Genomic DNA, 18,703 nt, shown 5'->3' on the forward strand with positions numbered 1-18,703 from the left:
CGCTCCGGGAACTTCGATGGTCTAGAACAGGGCGGCGGACAGCGAGATCAGGACGCGCGACGGCGGTTCGTCGCCCACCCCGAACGGGCTGTCGAAGGGCTTGGCCCAGGTCAGGTCCAGGGCCACCCGCGAGGTGAGCTGGGCGCGCAGGCCGACCCCGGCCGAGGTCAGGTCCAGCTTGCCGCCGCCCAGGCCCAGATTGGTCAGCTCGGCGGCGTCGTAGAAGGCGTAGGGCCGCCAGGCCGCCCGGCCGCCGTTCTCCAGCTTGAACGGCAGGGGCAGCGGCGTCGTGCTGAGCTCGAACGAGCCGGAAATCGCGCGGTCGCCGGACGCCGCCGACGGGTCGTAGCCGCGCCCGATGGTCAGGTTGCCGACACCGTATTCCTCGTAGGACAGCAGCGGATCGTCGGTGTGCTGCCAGGCCAGGTTCAGCTTGGCGATCAGGGGCCCCGCGATACGGCCGCCGATCTCGCCCTCGGCCCGCACCACCGTGGCGTCGGGCTTGCCCAGATAACGCGAGGCCTCGAGGTCGCCGTACTTGCTGGCGCCCAGGTTGTGGATGCCCTGGCGCACCTCGACCAGGCCGGTCATGGCCACCGAATGGGCCGCCAGCGAGGCGGGGGCGTAGTGACCGTCCAGGCGCAGGAAGAACACCCGCAGGCTGTCGTCGGTCAGCACGGCCACGCCGTTGCCGAACTCGACCTTCTGGTCGATCCAGTCCAGCCCGAAGCCGATGTTGAGGTTCTGGCGACGATGGCGGACCAGCGGATAGGTGATGCGGACGCTGCCGGCGAAGGACTCGCCCTCCAGCTCCAGCGGCTTGAGGGCGTCGCCCGGCTTGGTCCAGCCCCACGCGCCCGACAGGTCGGCCACCAGGCCGTCGCCGCCCATATAGAAGCGCTCGGCCACCTGGATCACCCGCTGCTCGTCGCTGGACAGGGTGCCGTAGCCGAGGATCGAGGTGCGCTCGCCCAGCGGGGTGAAGCCGTTGAGGTCCAGCCGCGCCAGGGTCAGGTCGCGGCCCACGGTCTTGGAGCCGTAGTTCTGGGCCACCACCGAGCCGTCGACGGCGTCGCGGGCGATGGCGATCTCCAGGTCCAGCGCGCCCTGGCCCAGGGGCGAGGGCCTCAGGGCCGACTGGATGCGGGCGCCGGGCACGTCGGAGGCCAGCAGCAGGTAGCGCTGGGCGACGTCCAGGTCGAACGGAGCCATGCCGCGCAGGTGGTCCAGGAAGCGCACGACCTGCTTCTGGGCCGGGCCGGCGTCGCCGTGATAGTTCACCGAGGCGATGCGCGCCTCGACCACGGTCAGGGTCAGCTTGCCCTCGGCGATCCGCTGCTCGGGAATGACCACGGTGGCCAGCACGCCGCGCCGCAGATAGAGCGAGGCCGCCCGGTCGCGGATGTCGCAGACCACGCTGAGCGGGGCTTCACGGCCGATATATTCGGCATAGGTCGAGGCCAGGGCCTGGTCCGACACGGCCAGCTTTCCAGACGTCGCGCCCTGGAACTCCACCGCCTTCAGCGTGACCTTGATCGGGCTGTCGCGGAAGGCGCAGGGACCGGCCTCCACGCCCTTGAACAGGTCGCCGCGCGGCGCGGCCGCGATGGGGGCGGCATTGGCCGGATCCAGTTCCTGGCGCGACGGCAGGGCCACCTGGGCGGCGGCCGGCGCGGCAAGGGAAACGGCGACAGCCAAAGCCGCGCCGGCGCCCGCCAGGGCGCGACTGATCCTGTTCGACATCTGCAAGCCCACCCCTCCCGTCACCGAACGCGGCGCCCCCCGACGCCGCGGCGTCATGACGCACGATGCTTCAGTATAACATCGGTCGCTGAACGACAATCTTGGATCGTGCCCGCAACTCTTGAGAGAATTTTCGCGCGGCAAAGTCTCGAGCGGACAGATACTCGCCTTTAGCGCAAGTAAAGCTTGAGCGCCTTACGCGGCCTCACCGCGCGTCGTCTTCCTCGGGCAGGAAACCGGAGCGGCGGAGGCGTTCGACCGACTCCCGGGCCACCGGCGCCTGCTCGCCGTTGCCCAGGCGCACGCTCCACGACCGGCCTGTCCGCTTCAGTCCCGCGACACCGGCCCGCGCCACCCACCAGCTGCGATGGACCTGTTCGCCCGGCACTGCGTCGAGCTCGGCGATGGCGTCGCGAAGCCGCATCAGCAGCAGCTCGCTGCCTTTGGCCCCGTGGACGCGGACGTAGTGATCCTCGCTCTGCAGGGCCAGGACCGGTCCCCGGAAGTCCGGCCCCAGGCGGTCCAGCAGGCGCGGGCGGCCCGGCGGAGGCGGCTCGGGTTGGGCCCTCTCGCCGCCTTCTGGAACATGAGGGACTGGGGCCTGCGCCGGCCGCTCGCCCAGCCGCCGGCTGGTCGCCCGCGCCCAGACGACGACGCCGAACACGCCCAGGGCGCACAGCAGCGAGAACGGAACCAGCTCGGCATAGCCGTCCAGGGCCCGGAAGGCGTTCTGGCCCACCGCGCGCCAGACCATCGCCAGGGGCAGGCTGACGGCCGCCACGCCCCAGGCGGTCAGCGCCCCCGCCGGCAGGCCGGCGCGCGCGGCGACCAGGCCCAGCCCCCAGACGCAGGGCCGCACCACCACATAGGCGCCGAACAGCAGCCAGCCCCACTCCTGGACCCGATGCACCAGGGACGCGCCTGTATAGGTCCCGAAAGGCCCCAGAAAGCCGACGAGGACGGCCAGGGCCGACATGGCCCAGGCTTCCAGCAGCGCGCGCCGCAGCCGATCCATCGTCCCCGCCCTCCCGTTTCACGAAGCGTGAACCGGCAGACTACGCCAATTTCCGGGTCCGTCTCATCGCTCCGGAGATACGTCACGCATTCGGCCTTGCGGGCGAACCGCGCCCCTGTACCCGGCGAAGAACGCCACAGGAGCCCCGCGATCATGCCGCCAGTCCGCCTCGCCCGTCTGGGCTTTGTCCCGACCCTCGCCGCCCTGACGGCCTGCGCCCCCGCCCTGGCCGCCGAACCGGCGACGATCCGCACCGCCGAGGGCCTGGGCCGCTACCAGATCGAGACCGTGCCCTTCGATCCGAACCTGATCGTTCGGACGGCCACCTACACTCCTTCCGGCAAGGTGCTGGTCTCCTACGCCAAGGACGCCGCCCAGCCGCGCCGCCGGATCGACCTGGCCACCCAGGGCGACGACGGCGGTCACCTGCGCCCGTTCTTCTCGGCGACCCTGCCCGACCGCCCCAAGGACAACGGCATTCGCTTCATGGTGTTTTCCGACAACCGGCGCGTCTTCCTGGGCGACTTCGTCGTCGAATGCGCCACCAGCCTGGAGACCTGCGAGAACCCGGCCCTGCTGCCCGTCGATTATCCGCCCGAGGTGGCGGACGGCGATCACATCGCCCATCGCTGGTCGGAAATGATCGTCGCGCCCGACGACCGCCACGTGGCCTGGACGGCCCTGCTGGCGAACTATTCGGCCGTCGTGTTCACGGGCGAGCTGGAGCGAACCGGCGCGGGCTACCGGATCGCCAAGACCCGCATCGTCAGCACCGTCGAGCCCTTCGCCAAGGATCCGCTGCACGCGGACGGGGCCATGCCCCAGCCAGTGCGCGGCGGCGAGGTCAAGCAGTTCGTGCGCGGCGGCGCGGCCATCTCCCTGGCCGGCGCCCTGCGGCGGGATCTCGCCGACTCCACCGTGCTGGACCTGGCCACCGGCCGGGTCGAGGCGATCACCGACAACCCCGGCTACGACGAGACCACGATCTTCTCGCCCGACGAGCGGCTAGGCGTGACCATGACCTCGCGGTTCTCGCCGCGCACCGACCTGGGCGTCCTGAGCCTCCTGCCCCGTCCCTATCCCGCCGCCCTGAACATGGGCCTCAACGGCCTGGCCTATAACTACTCCGTCTCGGGCGTGCGCCAGACGCGCCCGGGCAATATCGGCCCGGCCCTGATCCGGATCGCGGACTCCAAAAGCCGGCCGGGCTATGTGGGCGCCGACCTGAACACCGAGGACGACTGGGTGTTCAACTCGCCGATGTCCTGGCGTCCCGACGGGACCCGCGCGATGTGGATGGAGGCCCGGCGCGGCCAGAGCGACACCGCCCGGCGGATGCGGATGGTGCGCCTGCTGGACTATCGCCCCGGACCGCCGGCGCCGGCCAAGACCACGCCCGACGCGCTTGCCTACGCCCAGACCGACCTCTCGACGGTCAAGGACTACGCCCGCAAGGCGCGCGACATCGACGTCAAGGTCTATGGCCGCCGCTCGGGCTTCATCGCCTATCGCCGCACCCCGGCGGGCCTGATCGAAAAGACCTATGCCGACTTCAGCGACGACGGCCGGCAGGTCTATTCCGGCCGCGAGACGATGCAGAGCAACCCGCGCGGCGTCTCGACCTACACCGCCGACGTGACCCTGAAAGGCCCCCGCCCCGGCCGCATGTCCCTGAAACTCAGCTTCAGCCCCGCCACCGACTTCGAACACCCGACGCAGATCCTCTTCGCCCCCGACGCCTCGGGCGCGCCCCAGTCGTCGGGCTACGCGGAATTCGACGGCAAGAGACTGGAGGTCGCCGACCTGGCGCCGTGAGGCCGCGGACACACGGTCGCGACCACCGCGATGGGCGGAGGTGGTTCGGCTAAGTCTTTGAAGAGAAATGGCGCGCCCGGAACGATTCGAACGTCCGACCCTCAGATTCGTAGTCTGATGCTCTATCCAGCTGAGCTACGGGCGCGCACTGCCTTTCGGCGAGGCGGGGGAGATAGCCCGGACGATCCGGGGACGCAAGCGCCTTTTGATGCGGAATGTACGAAGTTTGTGGAGAAGGGCCTCCGGGCCTTGACCGGCGGGGGCCGGCTCCCCTTCTGGAAAGGCAGGACGACCTTGACCGCGCGTGGATCGCGACGGCCTGATCGCCGTTTCGGTAAGTCTCCGTCGAAAGTACGCCATGCGCCTGATTGCCCCGCTCGTTCTCGCCCTGCTGGCCGGCTGCGCGCCCCTGTCGGCGACCGCGGCCCCGCCCGTCGCGGCGACAAGCGCTCCGGCCTACACCCCGCGCGGCATGGTGGCGGCGGCCAATCCGCTGGCGGTCGAGGCGGGCTTGCGGGTGCTGCGCGACGGCGGCACGGCGGTGGACGCGGCCGTGGCGGTGCAGGCGGTGCTGGGCCTGGTCGAGCCGCAGAGCTCGGGCCTGGGCGGCGGCTCGTTCATGGTCTTCTACGACGCCAAGACCGGCAAGGTGACGGCCTATGACGGTCGCGAGAAGGCGCCGAAGGCGGCCACGCCCCAGCTGTTCCTGGGACCGGACGGCAAGCCGCTGAACTTCGTCACCGCCGTGCTGTCGGGACGCTCGACCGGGGTGCCCGGCGCGGTGGGCATGCTGGCCCAGGCCCAGAAGGAGCACGGCAAGGCGGCGTGGAGCACGCTGTTCAAGGACGCCGAGAAGCTGGCCGACGACGGCTTCAGGGTCAGTCCGCGCATGGCCGGCATGGTCAACAACCCGCGCATCCCGCAGGGCCAGACGCCCGACGCCAAGGCCTATTTCACCAAGCCGGACGGCCAGCGCTACCAGGCCGGCGACACCCTGAAGAACCCGGCCTACGCCGCCACCCTGCGCGCCCTGGCCGCCAAGGGCCCCGCCGCCCTCTACGAGGGGCCTTTGGCCCAGGCCATCGTCGACAAGCTGCACGAGGGCGCCCTGCCCTCGACCATGACCCTGGCGGACCTCAAGGCCTACAAGCCGCGCAGCGCCGACGCCCTGTGCAAGCCGTGGAAGGTCTACACCGTCTGCGTGCCCAATCCGCAGTCGAGCGGCGTGGCGGTGATCCAGGCCCTGATGATGCTGGAGCACACCGACATCGCCAAGCGCGGCCCCAAGGACCCGGTGGCCTGGACCCAGCTGGCCGAGGCCGAACGGGTGATGTACGCCGACCGCGACCGCTATGTGGGCGATCCCTCGTTCGTGAAGGTGCCGGTCGAAGGCCTGCTGGACCCGGCCTATGTGGCCCAGCGCGCCAAGCTGATCGGCGAGACGGCCGGGCCGACGCCCAGCTTCGGCTTGCCGAAGGGCGCGCCCGCCGTCGGTCCCGACAGCACCCGCGAGCCGGCCGGCACCACCCACATGGTCATCGTCGATCCGATGGGTAACGTCGTGTCGATGACCACCACGGTGGAGAGCATCTTCGGCTCGGGCCGGATGGTGGGCGGCTTCTTCCTCAACAACCAGCTGACCGACTTCAACTTCGATCCGGTCGACCCGGACGGCGCCCCGGGCGCCAACGCCGTGGCCGGCGGCAAGCGGCCGCGCTCGTCGATGGTGCCGATCGTCGTGCTGGACAAGGACGGCAAGTTCCTGGCCGCCGTCGGCTCGCCGGGCGGCTCGGCGATCCTGTCCTATAATCTGAAGGCCATGGTCGGGGTGTTCGACTGGGGCCTGTCGATGCAGGAGGCGATCAACCTGCCGAACCTCGTGGCGCGCGGCGACACCTTCTCGGCCGACGTCGAGAAGTTCGGGCCTGAGATGACGGCGGCCCTGCAGGCGCGGGGCGTGGCGATCCGCACCGGCCAGAACGAGACCTCGGGCCTGCACGGCGTGATCGTGCGGCCGGGCGGGGTGCTGGAAGGCGGGGCCGATCCCCGGCGCGAGGGCGTGGCCAAGGGGCTTTGAGCCTCAGGACGCCCCCTCCGTCACGATGCGTATCCGCATCGCGCCACCTCCCCCGTTTCACGGGTGAGGAGCAAGCCGCAACGATCCTCTCCTCCCCTGCGTAGCGGGGGAGGTGTCCGCGAAGCGGACGGAGAGGGCGTCCTACGGCTTCGACTTCGCCTTGGGCTTCGCCGGCTCGGGCGGCGGTTCCGGCAGGGGTTCGGGGACGCCCGCCAGGGTCAGGTCGAAGACCGAGCCGCCGGGGCCGGTCTCGACCAGCATCAGGTCGCCGCCGTGGCCCTGGGCCAGCTCGCGGGCGATGGCCAGGCCCAGGCCCGTGCCGCCGCGCCGCACCGAGCCGACGAAGGGCTGGAAGAGGTTGTTGCGGGCCTTCTCGGGCACGCCGGGGCCATCGTCGGACAGGCGCAGGTGGCTGAGGCCCTCGGCGCGGCGCAGCTCGACGAACACCTTGCCCTTGCCGCCGCGGTCGGGCGTGGCCTCGATGGCCTCGCGGGCGTTGCGCAGCAGGTTGGTGAGGATGCGGTGCAGCTGGTCGGGGTCGGCGATCACCTGCTCGCGGCTGTCGATCACCGTCTCCAGGGCCACGCCGGTCGGCTGGAGGCCGGAATCCTCGGCCGCCATCTCCAGGGCCGCGCGCAGGGGCGTGCTGCGCAGCACCGGGGCCGGCTCCTTGGACTTGCCGTAGGCCATGACGTCGCTGGCCAGGGTGATGGCGCGGTCCAGGGCCCGCTCCAGGCGCGGCAGGGCCTGGGCCACCTTGGGGTCGCCCAGGGCGGCCAGGCGGTCCGAAGCCATCTGGGCGCTGGTCAGCATGTTGCGCAGGTCGTGATTGATCTTGGCCACCGCCTCGCCCAGAGCGGCCAGGCGGGCCTTGGCCTGGAGCGCGGTCAGCAGGTCGGCCTGCATCATGTCCAGCTCCCGCTCGGCTCGGCCGATCTCGTCGCGACGGCGCGAGACCACCACCCGGGCGGCGGGATCCTCGGGATCGGCGCGAAACCGCTCCATGGCCTGGGTGATGCGCTGCATGGGCCGCACCAGCAGGAAGTTCAGCGACAGATAGATCAGCCCGCCGGCCAGGCCCGCCACGAAGATGGTCATGCCGGCCAGGCGCCCGACCTGCTCGACCAGCTTGGCCTTCAGCTGGGCGTCGGGCAGCACGATCTCGACGAACTCGGCCTCCTGGCGGAAGCGCGGCTCGGCCATCACCCGCACCATGCTGCCGGGCGCGCTCTTCAGGGTGAAGAACGGGGCGGCCAGCCACGAGCCGGGGTTCTGGCGGCGCAGGTCGACGAGATAGGGCGTCTTGATCTTCAGGCCGCGCGGCTCGGACGGCAGGACCAGGCGCCGAGCGCCGTCCACCTCCAGGGCCACGATCACCACCCCGGCCTGGTCGAGCAGCTGCTGGGAGACCTTGTCGGTGACCCGGCGCTCGGGATCGGCGTCGGCGATGGTCGAGGCCAGTTCGGCCGCCCGCACGCGGTCCAGCAGCCATTGCTCCTCGAAGGCGGCCAGGGCGGGCGGCAGGATCAGGGCGCCGGCGATGGCCACGAAGAGAGCCGTCAGCAGCAGCAGCCGCGCCGACAGGCCTCCGGGCCACGGGAAGCGACGCCCTGGCTTGGAAGGTTGCGGAACGGACGGCGCGACCGGCTCGGTCATTCGTCTGGGTTACTTCACGTCTGGGGCTTGGGCAACGCGGCGGTTTCGCCAATAGCGCCACAGGGGCGGCAGCAAGGCCAGGGCGCCCATGGCGATGATGGGCAGATAGATGCGCGGCGAGAACAGGGTGTGGAGGGTCACCGGCTCGCCCTTGGCGAAGATGTGACCCAGGCCCGCGCCGATGCCGGCATAGACGAAGGAGCTGGGCACCATCCCCAGGAACGAGGCCAGCAGATAGGTCCGCACCGGGATGTTCATCAGGCCCGAGGCCACATTGACCAGCAGCAGCGGGAAGGCCGGGATCAGGCGCAGGGTCAGGAGATAGGAGAAGGCGTCGGCCTTGAAGCCCTCCTCCACCCGGGTCAGCAGGGCGCCGGGCTTCTGGCGCAGGAAGTTTCCGAAGGCCGTGCGGCAGACCAGATAGACCACGGTCGAGCCGCCGGTCGCGCCGGTCACCGCCGCGAAGCCGCCGCCGATGGGTCCGAACAGGAACCCGCCGGTCAGGGACAGGATCAGGGCGCCCGGCAGCGAGACCGAGACGGTAGCCACGTAGATGGCGATATAGATGGCCGCGCACTTCAGCGGATTGGCCGCCGCATAGGCCTGCAGGGCCGTACCCTGCGCCTGCAGGGTCTCCAGGTTCAGCTTGCCGGCCAGGCCCGTGGCCAGGGCCACCACGAGCATGATCAGCAGGGCGCCCAGAGGCCCGAAGCGGCGTAGCCAGGCCAGGGCCTTGTCGGGCGTCATGCCGCGCCGATCGCGTCGGTGACCGAGGCGAAGCCCTCGGCCCGCAGCCGGGCGGCCAGCTCGGCCTTGACCCGCTGGACCAGGCCCGGCCCGCCATAGACCAGGGCCGAATAGAGCTGCACGGCGCTGGCCCCGGCCTTGATCTTGGCCAGGGCGTCGGCGCCGCTGGCGACGCCGCCGGCTCCGATCAGGACCAGGCCCGGAGCGTTGGCGGCGCGGAAGCGGGCCAGCATGGCGGTCGAGGCCGTCAGCAGCGGCGCGCCCGACAGGCCGCCGCCCTCGCCCTTGTCGCGCGAGACCAGGGTGTCGGGACGGGCGATGGTGGTGTTGCTGACGATGATCCCGTTCAGGCCGTTGGCCGCCACCGTCTCGACGATAGCCTCGACCTCGCCGTCCTCCAGATCGGGCGCGACCTTCAGGAAGATCGGATAGTCCACCGTGCCGGCGGCCTTCAGCAGGCCCCGCGCCTCGGCGATCTTGCCCAGCAGTTCCTCCAGCGCCGCCTTGGTCTGCAGGGCGCGCAGGCCCGGGGTGTTGGGCGAGGAGATGTTGACGGTGAAATAGTCCGACAGGCCCCACAGACGGGTCAGGCCCGTGACATAGTCGGCGACCCGGTCGGTCGCGTCCTTGTTGGCGCCGATATTGGCCCCAACCACACCTTCCGCCCGCTTGGCCTTGAGGGCCGACAGGCGGGCGGCGAAGGGCTCCAGGCCCTCGTTGTTGAAGCCCATGCGGTTGATCACCGCCTGGTCTTCGGTCAGGCGGAACAGGCGCGGGCGCGGATTGCCGGCCTGGGCCAGGGGCGTGACCGTGCCGCATTCCACGAAGCCGAAACCGGCTCGCGACATGGCGGCGGGAACCTCGGCGTTCTTGTCGAAGCCGGCGGCCAGGCCCACGCAGTTGGACAGCGGCAGGCCCGCCAGGCTGACCGCCAGGATCGGGTCGTCGGCCCCGGACTGGCGCGGCCCCAGCCCCATCTTCAGACCCTTGATCGCCCAGCCGTGGGCGTCCTCGGGATCGAGCGTGTGCAGGGCGCGGGCGGCGATGTCGTGCAGGCTCATGCGGCCAGCTCGCCCAGCATCGGCACGCCGTCGGCGTCCAGCTCCAGCGCCCGCTCGGCCAGGACCTCGTCCGGCCTCAGCGGGCGGAACAGATGCGGGAACAAGGCCCCGCCGCGCGAGGCCTCCCACTTCAGGGCCTCGCCCAGGTCGTCGGCTTCCAGCGTCAGCAGCATCAGGTCGGCCTGGCCCTTGAAATAGAGCTCGGCGGTCTTCTCGGCGGTGTCGTGGCCCGACAGATGGATGAAGCCGTCGGCCAGGTCGACAGCGGAACCCTCGAAGCTTCCCGCGGCGCGCGCGGCCTCCCACTCGGCGCGGGGGAGGATCTTGTAGACCTTACTCATTCGCCGCCGTGCCCGCCGTTTTCCGAAGCATAGAACAGGTGGCTCAAGGTCGGGGCTCCATCCGCGTCGATCGAAAACACCGCCACCGTCGAGGTGGGGAACTTGCCGCGCAGCCGGGCGACCTGCGGCGGGTCGGTGGGGCCGCCCAGGGCCAGGCGCAGGGCCAGCTCGTGCAGGCCTGGATTGTGGCCCACCACCATCACCGTGCCGCTGTCGGGCTGGGCGTCGCGGATCGCCGCCAGCACGTCCTGGGCCTCAGCGTGATAGAGGTCGCGGCGGGTCGCGGCCTCGACGCCAGGGAAGGCCGGGGCGACCGCTTCCCAGGTCTCGCGCGTGCGGCGGGCCGAGGAGACCAGCGCCACGTCGGGCGACAAGCCGGCCTGCGCCAGGACCCGGCCCATCAGGCCCGCGTCGTTCTGGCCGCGCGGCGCCAGGGCGCGCTCGAAATCGCCACCCGAGGCGGCGTGCTGCTCGGCCTTGCCGTGGCGCATGAGGATCAGTCGGTCCATGCCCCTCCATAGCCTTGCCCGAGGCGCACCGGAAGCGCCCCATTGGCAGGCAGGTTGACAGCACCGCGTCCAGGCGGTCCAAGCGGGCATGGCCGAACTCGACTTCGCCGGACCTGTGCTGTCGGAAGGCGGAACCTGGCGGTTCCCCGCCCATCAGCCTTTGCGGCTGGACTCCGGCGCCCAGCTGGAGAACCTGGAGGTCGCCTACCGCACCTGGGGCGCGCTGAACGACGACGGCACGAACGCGGTGCTGATCTGCCACGCCCTGACCGGCGACCAGCACGTGGCCGGGACCCACCCGGTCAGCGGCAAGCCCGGCTGGTGGAGCCGCCTGGTCGGTCCGGGCAAGCCGATCGACCCGGCCCGGCACTTCATCGTCTGCTCCAACGTGGTGGGCGGCTGCATGGGCTCGACCGGCCCGGCCTCGATCAATCCGGCCACGGGCCAGGCCTACGGCCTGACCTTTCCCGTGATCACCATCGCCGACATGGTGCGGGCCCAGGCCATGCTGATCGAGGCCCTGGGCATCGAGACCCTGCTGGCCGTGGTCGGCGGCTCGATGGGCGGCATGCAGGCCCAGCAATGGGCCGTGGACTATCCGGACAAGCTGTTCAGCGCCGTGATCGTGGCCTCGGCCTCGCGCCATTCGGCCCAGAACATCGCCTTCCACGAGGTGGGCCGCCAAGCGATCATGGCCGATCCCGACTGGAAGGCCGGAGCCTACGCCCAGGGCAAGTCGCGTCCGGAGAAAGGCCTGGCCGTCGCCCGGATGGCCGCCCACATCACCTATCTGTCCGAGCCGGCCCTACAGCGGAAGTTCGGCCGCGAGCTGCAACGCGACGGCCTGTCGTGGGGCTTCGACGCCGACTTCCAGGTGGAGAGCTATCTGCGCCACCAGGGGGCTGCGTTCGTCGACCGCTTCGACGCCAACTCCTATCTCTACATCACCCGGGCCATGGACTATTTCGACCTGGCCGCGGGCCATGGCGGGGTGCTGGCCCAGGCCTTCGCGCGGGCGCGGCACGTGCGCTTCTGCGTGCTCAGCTTTACCAGCGACTGGCTGTATCCCACCGCCGAGAACCGCCACATCGTGCGCGCCCTGACCGCCGCCGGCTGCCGGGCGGCCTTCGTCGAGATCGAGAGCGACAAGGGCCACGACGCCTTCCTGCTGGACGAGCCGGTGATGGACGCGGCGTTGTTGGGGTTCCTGAGCTCGGTGGAACGGGAGCGGGGGATTTGATGACGGGATCGGACGCCTTTCTCCTCCCCTGTGAAACGGGGGAGGTGGCCGCGCAGCGGACGGAGGGGGCGTCCGGCCGCCGCACGACGCCCCCTCCGTCACGATGCGCATCCGCATCGCGACACCTCCCCCGCTTCGCGGGTGAGGAGGAATGAGCGCGATGATCCGCGAAGACTTCCGCGAAATCCTCCGCCTGGTCCGCCCCGGCTCGCGCGTGCTGGACGTCGGCTGCGGCGAGGGCGTGCTGCTGGACCTGCTGACGCGGGAAAAGCAGGTCGACGGCCGGGGGCTGGAGATCGGCGCGGCCGGGGTGGCCGCCTGCATGTCGCGCGGCCTGTCGGTGGTGCAGGGCGACGCCGACCAGGACCTGGACCACTTCCCCGACCGCTCGTTCGACTACGCCATCCTGTCCCAGACCCTGCAGGCCACGCGCAATCCGCGCCACGTGCTGGACGAGCTGCTCCGCATCGCCGACCGGGCCGTGGTGTCGTTCCCCAATTTCGGCCACTGGCGGGTGCGCTGGTCGCTGCTGAGCCGGGGACGCATGCCCGAGACCAAGGCCTTGCCCCTGCCCTGGTGGTCGACGCCCAACATCCACCTGTGCACCCTGGCCGACTTCCTGGCCCTGACCGAGGACCTGGACGTGCGCATCGACGCCTGCGCGGCCTTCGCCGGCGACGGCCCGGCCCGGCAGATCGACCCGACCAAGGCCATCGAGAACTGGCGGTCCGAGACCTGCCTGTTCATGCTCAGCCGCAACCCCGCCTCGGCCGGAACCGTTTCATCGGAACCCCAGGGCGTTTCAGGCGATCTGTTCGACGGATGAAACTTCGCCTCATGACCTACAATGTCCACCGTTGCGTGGGCACGGACCGGCGACTCGATGTCGAGCGGGTGGCCGAGGTCATCGCTGCGGAAAAACCCGACGTGGTGGCGCTTCAGGAGCTGGACGTCCGCCGGGCCCGCACCAAGGGCGTGGACCAGGCCCACCGCCTGGCCGAACTGCTGAAGATGTCGTCCCACTTCCACCCCGCCATGACGGTGGAGGAGGAGCTCTATGGCGACGCCATCCTGACCGCCCTGCCGGAAAAGAAGGTCAAGGCCGACGGCCTGCCTCTCTATCCCCGCATTCCGGGCCTGGAGCCGCGCGGCGCCATCTGGATCACGGTCGATGTCCAGGGCACGCCGGTGCAGATCATCAACACCCACCTTGGCCTGGTGCCCCAGGAGCAGAAGCGCCAGGCGGCCGCCCTGCTGGGCGAGCAGTGGATGGCCCACGAGGACTGGCGGGCGCCGGGCATCCTCTTGGGCGACTTCAACGCCACGCCCTATTCGGCCACCTATCGTCTGCTGAAGGCCGCCCTGCGCGACGCCCAGACCCAGAGCGCGACGTGGCGGCGGCCGCCGACCGCGACCTTCCCGTCGAACTTCCCGTTCATGCGCATCGACCACGTCTTCCTGACCAAGGGCCTGGAGACGGTGGGCGTGCGCTCGCCCTACGGAGCCCTGGCGCGGGCGGCTTCGGACCATCTGCCGCTGGTGGTGGACCTGGAGATCAGTCCTGCAGGTGGTCCGGCAGTTCCGGCTTCGGATCCGTCATCAGTCGGCGCAGTTCCTTCTTGAGGCGGCGGCGGCGGCCCCAGGGCCGCCAGGCGTCGGTGGGCGAGATGGCGTCGCCCAGGCTCCAGTCGGCGATGAACTGCTGCACGCCCGTCAGCGGCTTGATCGGCACCGGCGCCAGCCGCCGGGGCGCGCCGCCCTTGCGGTCCAGTTCGTTGATCGTCGCCGCCAGGCTTCCCAGCCGGTCGTAGGTCTCCAGCACGTGGCCCGTCTCGTGGTCGAGGAAGTGGCCGATCAGCCGCCCCAGGAAGGCCCGCACCGCCGCGCGGCTGGTCTCGTCCTTGCCCTCGAAGGCGATGTCGCACTCGGTGTCCAGGCCGATGGAGCGGTTGTTCAGGTTCGCCGAGCCCAGCCGCAGCATGCGGTCGTCCATGATCGCCACCTTGGAGTGGACGATGATCGCCGCGCCCTTGGGCGTGCGGGCGCTGAAGGCCGAGAAGCGGCCGTGGACGTCGATCTCGCGCAGGCGGTTGATCGCCGAGGTGCGGGCGCTGTCCATGGTCATCTGGTCGAAATAGCTGGGGCTGTGCGCCGGCCCCACCGTCACCACCTCCGGACCGTCCGGCTCGGCCAGGCGCTCGGCCAGGGCTTCGACGATGATCGGCGAGGTCAGGTACTGGTTTTCCAGATAGATCAGCTTGCGCGCCGCCTTGATGCTGGCCAGGTGCATCAGCATCGTCTCGTTGACCTCCGGCTGGTCCTTCCAGGCCGGCTGGGTGCGGCAGATGGCCAGGGGCACATTGCGCAGGTCGGGGATCAGATAGTCGGGCCAGGGCGCCTCTTCGGGCTTGGGCGAGCGCTCCAGCGTCTCGCCCTGCGAGGTCTGCCAGCGGGCGATGAAGAGGTCGCCCAGGGCCTCGGCGGCCTTGCCGTCGACCATCGCGGCCACCTCGTGCCGGGCCGGATAGTGATGGCCGGTGGGCAGGCGGCGGCGGGGGTCGTTGTCCAGGTGCTGGGTGGTGTCCCAGCGGTCCACCCCGATGTCGCCGCCGCTGACCAGGGCCACGGAGCCGTCGACCACCACCACCTTCTGATGATGGCAGGCGCTGGCCGGCAGGGTGTTGTCCAGGTGATACTTCACGCGCGAGCCGGTGAAGAACACCTGGCCGCGATGCGGGCCGAACAGCTGCGAGGCGGCGATCGGGAAGGGCATGTCCCAGACCAGGATCCGCACGTCCAGGCCCGGGTTCAGGGCCGCCTGGCGGCGGAGCAGCAGGCCGATGCGGTCCACGTGCTGGGGATCGCGGCTCTTCCGCACACGGTCCGGATCCAGCCGCGTCAGGGGATCGAACACCCAGGCCAGGATCCAGATCGACGTCTTGGCCGACAGCAGGATTTCCTTCAGCGCGTCGAAGGCCTCGTCGTTGTCGATGAACAGGGCCAGGCGGTCGGCCTGCTCCACGCGCCAGCAGGTCGCGCCGGGCCGCAGCAGCGACATCGAGGTCAGCGAGGATGCATCGTCCGCCATGTCGCCCCCTGCACCACGCCCCTCAGTCGTCACGCTCGTGTACCACGCTCTTGTGCCACGGAAATTCGTCAACGCACGGCGCCATGTTATGGCTCCGCTTGGATAGACCGCCGACGCATGATTGTTGGACGCCGATGACAACCGTTCCGCCCGCCCATCACGTCCTGGCCGACCGCAAGCGCCTGTGGGCGTTCTGGCTGGGCTGCCTGGTGGTCACCGCCGGGGTGATCCTGCACGTGCCGATGTACCTGATGGGCGCCGACATCGGCTACCAACTGGCCGGCATGCCGATGGACTTGGGCATGACCGTGGGGATGCTGCTCATCCCGCCCGGCTGCGTCCTGGCCGGCTGGGGCCTTCTGCCCCGGCGCGGCGTCGACCACCATCTGGAGCACACGGTCGAGGTCACTCCGCCGGAGGACGCGCCGCTGTCCCTGGCCCACTGGGGCCTGATGGTGGTGCTGGTCGTGGCCCTGGTCATCGACATCATGAAGCCGGCCAGCCTGGGCTTCGTGGTGCCCGGCATGATCAAGGAATACGGGGTGGGCAAGGCGATGGTGGCCTGGCTGCCCTTCGCGGCCCTGACCGGCACGGTGACCGGCTCGATCATCTGGGGCGCCCTGGCCGACATCTTCGGGCGGCGGGCCTCGATCCTGCTGTCGGCGGTGATGTTCGTGGGCACCTCGATCTGCGGGGCCATGCCCGATTTCTGGTGGAACGTCGGCATGTGCTTCATGATGGGCGCGGCGGCCGGCGGCCTGCTGCCCGTGGTCTACGCCCTGCTGGCCGAGACCATGCCGTCGAAGCATCGCGGCTGGAGCCTGGTGCTGGTGGGCGGCCTGGGCGCGGTGGGCGGCTACCTGGCCTCGTCCGGCTGCTCGGCCTGGCTGCAGCCGGAGTTCGGCTGGCGGATCATGTGGTTCCTGAACCTGCCGACGGGGCTGATCCTGATCGCCCTCAGCGGCGCCATTCCGGAGTCCGCCAAGTTCCTGATGGCCATCGGCCGCATCGACGCGGCCCATGCGGTGATGAAGCGGTTCGGCTCGGTGGTGCGCGAGAAGGCCGACACGCCCGAAGAGCACCACCACGTCCTGACCCCGCCGCCCATCGAGCGGCGCTTCGCCGGCCTGACGGCGGCGCTGAGCGTGGCGGCCGTGGCCTGGGGCCTGGTCAATTTCGGCCTGCTGCTATGGCTGCCGGCCGAACTGGTGGCCGAGGGGCACAGCGTGGGGGTGTCCAGCCAGCTCCTAGCCAAGTCGGCCCTGATCGCCTTCCCGACCGTGTTCGTCTGCGCGTTCCTGTACAGCCGCTGGAGCACCAAGTGGTCGCTGGCGGCGACCATCGCGGTCAGCGCCCTGGGCGTGGCGGGGGTCCTGACCATCCGTCCCGGCGTCAGCCCCGTGCTGCCGGTGGCCCTGATGATCATTGGCACCAACGGCCTTCTGGCCATCCTGCTGCCCTATACGGCCGAGAGCTTCCCGCTGCGGGTCCGGGGCCGGGCCACCGGCTGGGTGGCCGCGTGCAGCAAGTCGGGCGGGCTGATCGCCCAGCTTCTCGGCATCCTCGCGGCCGTGCCGCCGCTGAAGATCGCCGCCCTGATGATCATCGTCCCGCTGGCGCTGGCCCTGGCCCTGGTGGCCGGGTTCGGGCACGAGACGCGCGGGCGTGACCTGCGGGAGCTGGAAGGCTAGCGTCCGCCCCCGAGAACCAGGAGCCATGGGCATGAGCGATCAGATCACCGCCGGATCGTGCCTGTGCGGGGGCGTGACCTTCCAGATCGCCGGACCGTTCGAGAGCTTCTTCCTCTGCCACTGCTCGCGCTGTCGGAAGGACACCGGCTCGGCCCATGGGGCCAACCTGTTCTCGACCAAGGCGACCTTGACCTGGTTGTCGGGCGAGGACCTGGTCCGGACCTACCGGCTGCCGTCGACGCGGCATGAGCGCAGCTTCTGCGGGACCTGCGGCTCGGCCCTGCCGAGGCTGCAGATGGACGGCGCCCTGCTGGTCGCGCCGGCCGGGAGCCTTGACGCCACGCCCGCCATCCGGCCGACCGCGCACATCTGCTGCGCGGACCAGGCGGCGTGGGAACGGGACCTGGCGGACACGCCCCGGTTCGACGGGCTACCCGGCTGAGCGGAGGCGCCTAGCCGGCGATGGCGGCGGCGTCGCGCTCGCCGGTGCGGATGCGCAGGGCCTGTTCCAGGTCCATGACGAACACCTTGCCGTCGCCGATCTTGCCGGTGTTGGCGGTGCGCTGCAGGGCCTCGACCACCGGCTCGACCACGTCGTTAGCCACGGCGATCTCCAGCTTGACCTTGGGCAGCAGCTTCACCTCGTACTCGGCGCCGCGATAGACCTCGGTCTTGCCCTTCTGTCGGCCGTAGCCCCGCACCTCGGTGACCGTCAGGCCCGAGGCGCCCGCCTCGGTGACCGCCTCAAGCACGGCGTCCAGGCGGCTGGGCTTGATAACGGCGACGATCATCTTCATGGCGCGGCTCCTGATGGCGGCGGCTTGTTCTACGACTCAAGGCTAGGCCCGGGAATCGATGGCTCCAAGGCCTTTGCGGCATTTAGATTACGCGGCGCCTTTCGAACAGGCGCCCGGATCGGAGTGGGCGCTCCCGGCGCGGGGGCCAGCACGCCCGGCGCGAAAACCCGCACCCGGGCCCGGCTGCCCCTTGGCTTGACCGCGAAGGTCTGCTTGACGGCCTCCATCAGGATCAACCCGGCGAAACGCGGCCAAAGGCGCGCCCCGACCTGCTCGAAACCCTCGGCCCACCGGGCCGCCACCGCCATCGGCGGCGCGTAGAGAGCGCGGGTCCAGCCGGCCGGTTCCAGGTCGGCCTCGCGCAGCAGGGCCTCCAGCTGGTGGCGGCTGAACGGGCGGCCGTGCCCGAACGGCGTGCTCTCGGCCCCGGCCCACAGGCCGTCGCGCGAGGCTACGGCCACGATCAGCCGGCCCGACGGCGCCATCACCCGCCACAGCTCGCGCAGCACGGCGGCCGGGTCGTCGGCCTCCTCCAGGGCGTGGACGGCCAGGACGCGGTCGAACATGGCGTTGGGGAACGGCAGGCCGGTCTCCTCCACCAGGGTGGCGGCGTTGGCACCGCCGTTGGGCCAGACCTCGACCCCCTGGGCGGCGGGCATGGCGGCCACCACCCGGCGGGCCTGGGTGCGGGCCTTGTCGAGGAAGGGCGTGGCGTAGCCCAGGCCCAGCACGTCCAGGCCGCGCGCGTCGCCCCACGCCTCCTCGACCTTGCGGCCCAGCATCTCGCGGGCGGCGCGGCCCAGCGGACTGGCGTAGAAGGCCCTGAGATCGAGCACGTCGCGGCGCATTGAGTCTCCCGGTCGATGGCTTCATCTATGTAGGCGGGCCGATCCCTCGCGTCACGCCCGCCCCTGCCGGAGAGT

Annotated in this window: 17 protein-coding genes and 1 tRNA gene; 7 read left to right on the top strand and 11 right to left on the bottom strand. The window is 70.7% G+C overall.

Going from position 1 to position 18,703, the window contains the following annotated elements:
• Window positions 1–21 precede the first annotated feature (21 nt).
• A complete protein-coding gene (locus AC07OA_RS19200) occupies window positions 22–1,743 on the bottom strand; it encodes a ShlB/FhaC/HecB family hemolysin secretion/activation protein (protein WP_494665422.1) in 1,722 nt (573 codons plus the stop codon).
• Window positions 1,744–1,948: 205 nt separating this feature from the next.
• Window positions 1,949–2,758 (bottom strand): LytTR family DNA-binding domain-containing protein, encoded by an 810-nt coding sequence (locus AC07OA_RS19205; RefSeq protein WP_494665423.1) that lies wholly within the window; start codon window positions 2,756–2,758, stop codon window positions 1,949–1,951.
• 153 nt (window positions 2,759–2,911) lie between these two features.
• Here AC07OA_RS19205 and AC07OA_RS19210 point away from each other — a divergent pair, with 153 nt between their 5' ends.
• On the top strand, window positions 2,912–4,573 hold the full coding sequence (locus AC07OA_RS19210; protein WP_494665424.1) for a hypothetical protein: 1,662 nt from the start codon (window positions 2,912–2,914) through the stop codon (window positions 4,571–4,573).
• A 68-nt stretch (window positions 4,574–4,641) separates the two neighbouring features.
• Here the strand turns inward: AC07OA_RS19210 and AC07OA_RS19215 are convergent.
• A tRNA-Arg gene (locus AC07OA_RS19215) sits at window positions 4,642–4,718 on the bottom strand.
• A gap of 213 nt (window positions 4,719–4,931) precedes the next feature.
• Between AC07OA_RS19215 and ggt the strand changes: the two genes are divergently transcribed.
• The gene (gene ggt, locus AC07OA_RS19220) at window positions 4,932–6,650 is read left to right on the top strand and encodes a gamma-glutamyltransferase (protein WP_494665425.1); all 1,719 of its coding nucleotides are present in this window, start codon (window positions 4,932–4,934) and stop codon (window positions 6,648–6,650) included.
• A gap of 141 nt (window positions 6,651–6,791) precedes the next feature.
• Here the strand turns inward: ggt and AC07OA_RS19225 are convergent, their stop codons facing one another.
• The 5 genes from AC07OA_RS19225 to AC07OA_RS19245 are packed head-to-tail and all read right to left on the bottom strand — an operon-like array spanning window position 6,792 to window position 10,964.
• Window positions 6,792–8,306 (bottom strand): sensor histidine kinase, encoded by a 1,515-nt coding sequence (locus AC07OA_RS19225; protein ID WP_494665426.1) that lies wholly within the window; start codon window positions 8,304–8,306, stop codon window positions 6,792–6,794.
• A gap of 9 nt (window positions 8,307–8,315) precedes the next feature.
• Window positions 8,316–9,053, bottom strand: coding sequence for a TVP38/TMEM64 family protein (locus tag AC07OA_RS19230; RefSeq protein WP_494665427.1), 738 nt, complete (start codon window positions 9,051–9,053; stop codon window positions 8,316–8,318).
• Window positions 9,050–10,114, bottom strand: coding sequence for a quinone-dependent dihydroorotate dehydrogenase (locus AC07OA_RS19235; RefSeq protein ID WP_494665428.1), 1,065 nt, complete (start codon window positions 10,112–10,114; stop codon window positions 9,050–9,052). Before AC07OA_RS19235 ends, AC07OA_RS19230 begins: the two co-directional genes overlap by 4 nt.
• A complete protein-coding gene (locus AC07OA_RS19240; protein ID WP_494665429.1) occupies window positions 10,111–10,455 on the bottom strand; it encodes a DUF952 domain-containing protein in 345 nt (114 codons plus the stop codon). The genes AC07OA_RS19235 and AC07OA_RS19240 overlap by 4 nt, the downstream gene beginning before the upstream one ends.
• The gene (locus AC07OA_RS19245) at window positions 10,452–10,964 is read right to left on the bottom strand and encodes a SixA phosphatase family protein (RefSeq protein ID WP_494665430.1); all 513 of its coding nucleotides are present in this window, start codon (window positions 10,962–10,964) and stop codon (window positions 10,452–10,454) included. Before AC07OA_RS19245 ends, AC07OA_RS19240 begins: the two co-directional genes overlap by 4 nt.
• Window positions 10,965–11,052: 88 nt before the next feature.
• Here AC07OA_RS19245 and metX point away from each other — a divergent pair, with 88 nt between their 5' ends.
• The 3 genes from metX to AC07OA_RS19260 all read left to right on the top strand — a co-directional run bounded on the left by metX (window position 11,053) and on the right by AC07OA_RS19260 (window position 13,827).
• Entirely contained in the window at window positions 11,053–12,204 is a 1,152-nt protein-coding gene (metX, locus tag AC07OA_RS19250) for a homoserine O-acetyltransferase MetX (protein ID WP_494665431.1), read from the top strand.
• A gap of 151 nt (window positions 12,205–12,355) precedes the next feature.
• Window positions 12,356–13,030, top strand: a complete 675-nt coding sequence (metW, locus tag AC07OA_RS19255) for a methionine biosynthesis protein MetW (protein WP_494665432.1) — start codon at window positions 12,356–12,358, stop codon at window positions 13,028–13,030.
• Window positions 13,027–13,827 carry an endonuclease/exonuclease/phosphatase family protein gene (locus tag AC07OA_RS19260; RefSeq protein ID WP_494665433.1) on the top strand — a complete coding sequence of 267 codons (801 nt, stop codon included), beginning with the start codon at window positions 13,027–13,029 and terminating at the stop codon, window positions 13,825–13,827. The genes metW and AC07OA_RS19260 overlap by 4 nt, the downstream gene beginning before the upstream one ends.
• Here the strand turns inward: AC07OA_RS19260 and AC07OA_RS19265 are convergent.
• The gene (locus tag AC07OA_RS19265) at window positions 13,760–15,292 is read right to left on the bottom strand and encodes a phospholipase D-like domain-containing protein (RefSeq protein ID WP_494665434.1); all 1,533 of its coding nucleotides are present in this window, start codon (window positions 15,290–15,292) and stop codon (window positions 13,760–13,762) included. The genes AC07OA_RS19260 and AC07OA_RS19265 overlap by 68 nt on opposite strands.
• 134 nt (window positions 15,293–15,426) lie before the next feature.
• Between AC07OA_RS19265 and AC07OA_RS19270 the strand changes: the two genes are divergently transcribed.
• Entirely contained in the window at window positions 15,427–16,983 is a 1,557-nt protein-coding gene (locus tag AC07OA_RS19270; protein WP_494665435.1) for an MFS transporter, read from the top strand.
• A 31-nt stretch (window positions 16,984–17,014) separates the two neighbouring features.
• A complete protein-coding gene (locus AC07OA_RS19275; RefSeq protein WP_494665436.1) occupies window positions 17,015–17,425 on the top strand; it encodes a GFA family protein in 411 nt (136 codons plus the stop codon).
• A 10-nt stretch (window positions 17,426–17,435) separates the two neighbouring features.
• On the opposite strand, the gene AC07OA_RS19280 is transcribed toward AC07OA_RS19275, so the two are convergent.
• Complete coding sequence (locus tag AC07OA_RS19280) at window positions 17,436–17,780, bottom strand: P-II family nitrogen regulator (protein WP_012284474.1); 345 nt, start codon at window positions 17,778–17,780, stop codon at window positions 17,436–17,438.
• Between the two features lie 29 nt (window positions 17,781–17,809).
• On the bottom strand, window positions 17,810–18,628 hold the full coding sequence (locus tag AC07OA_RS19285) for a class I SAM-dependent methyltransferase (RefSeq protein WP_494665437.1): 819 nt from the start codon (window positions 18,626–18,628) through the stop codon (window positions 17,810–17,812).
• Between the last annotated feature and the right edge of the window lie 75 nt (window positions 18,629–18,703).

Source organism: Caulobacter sp. GW821-FHT09B08, from assembly GCF_059418225.1.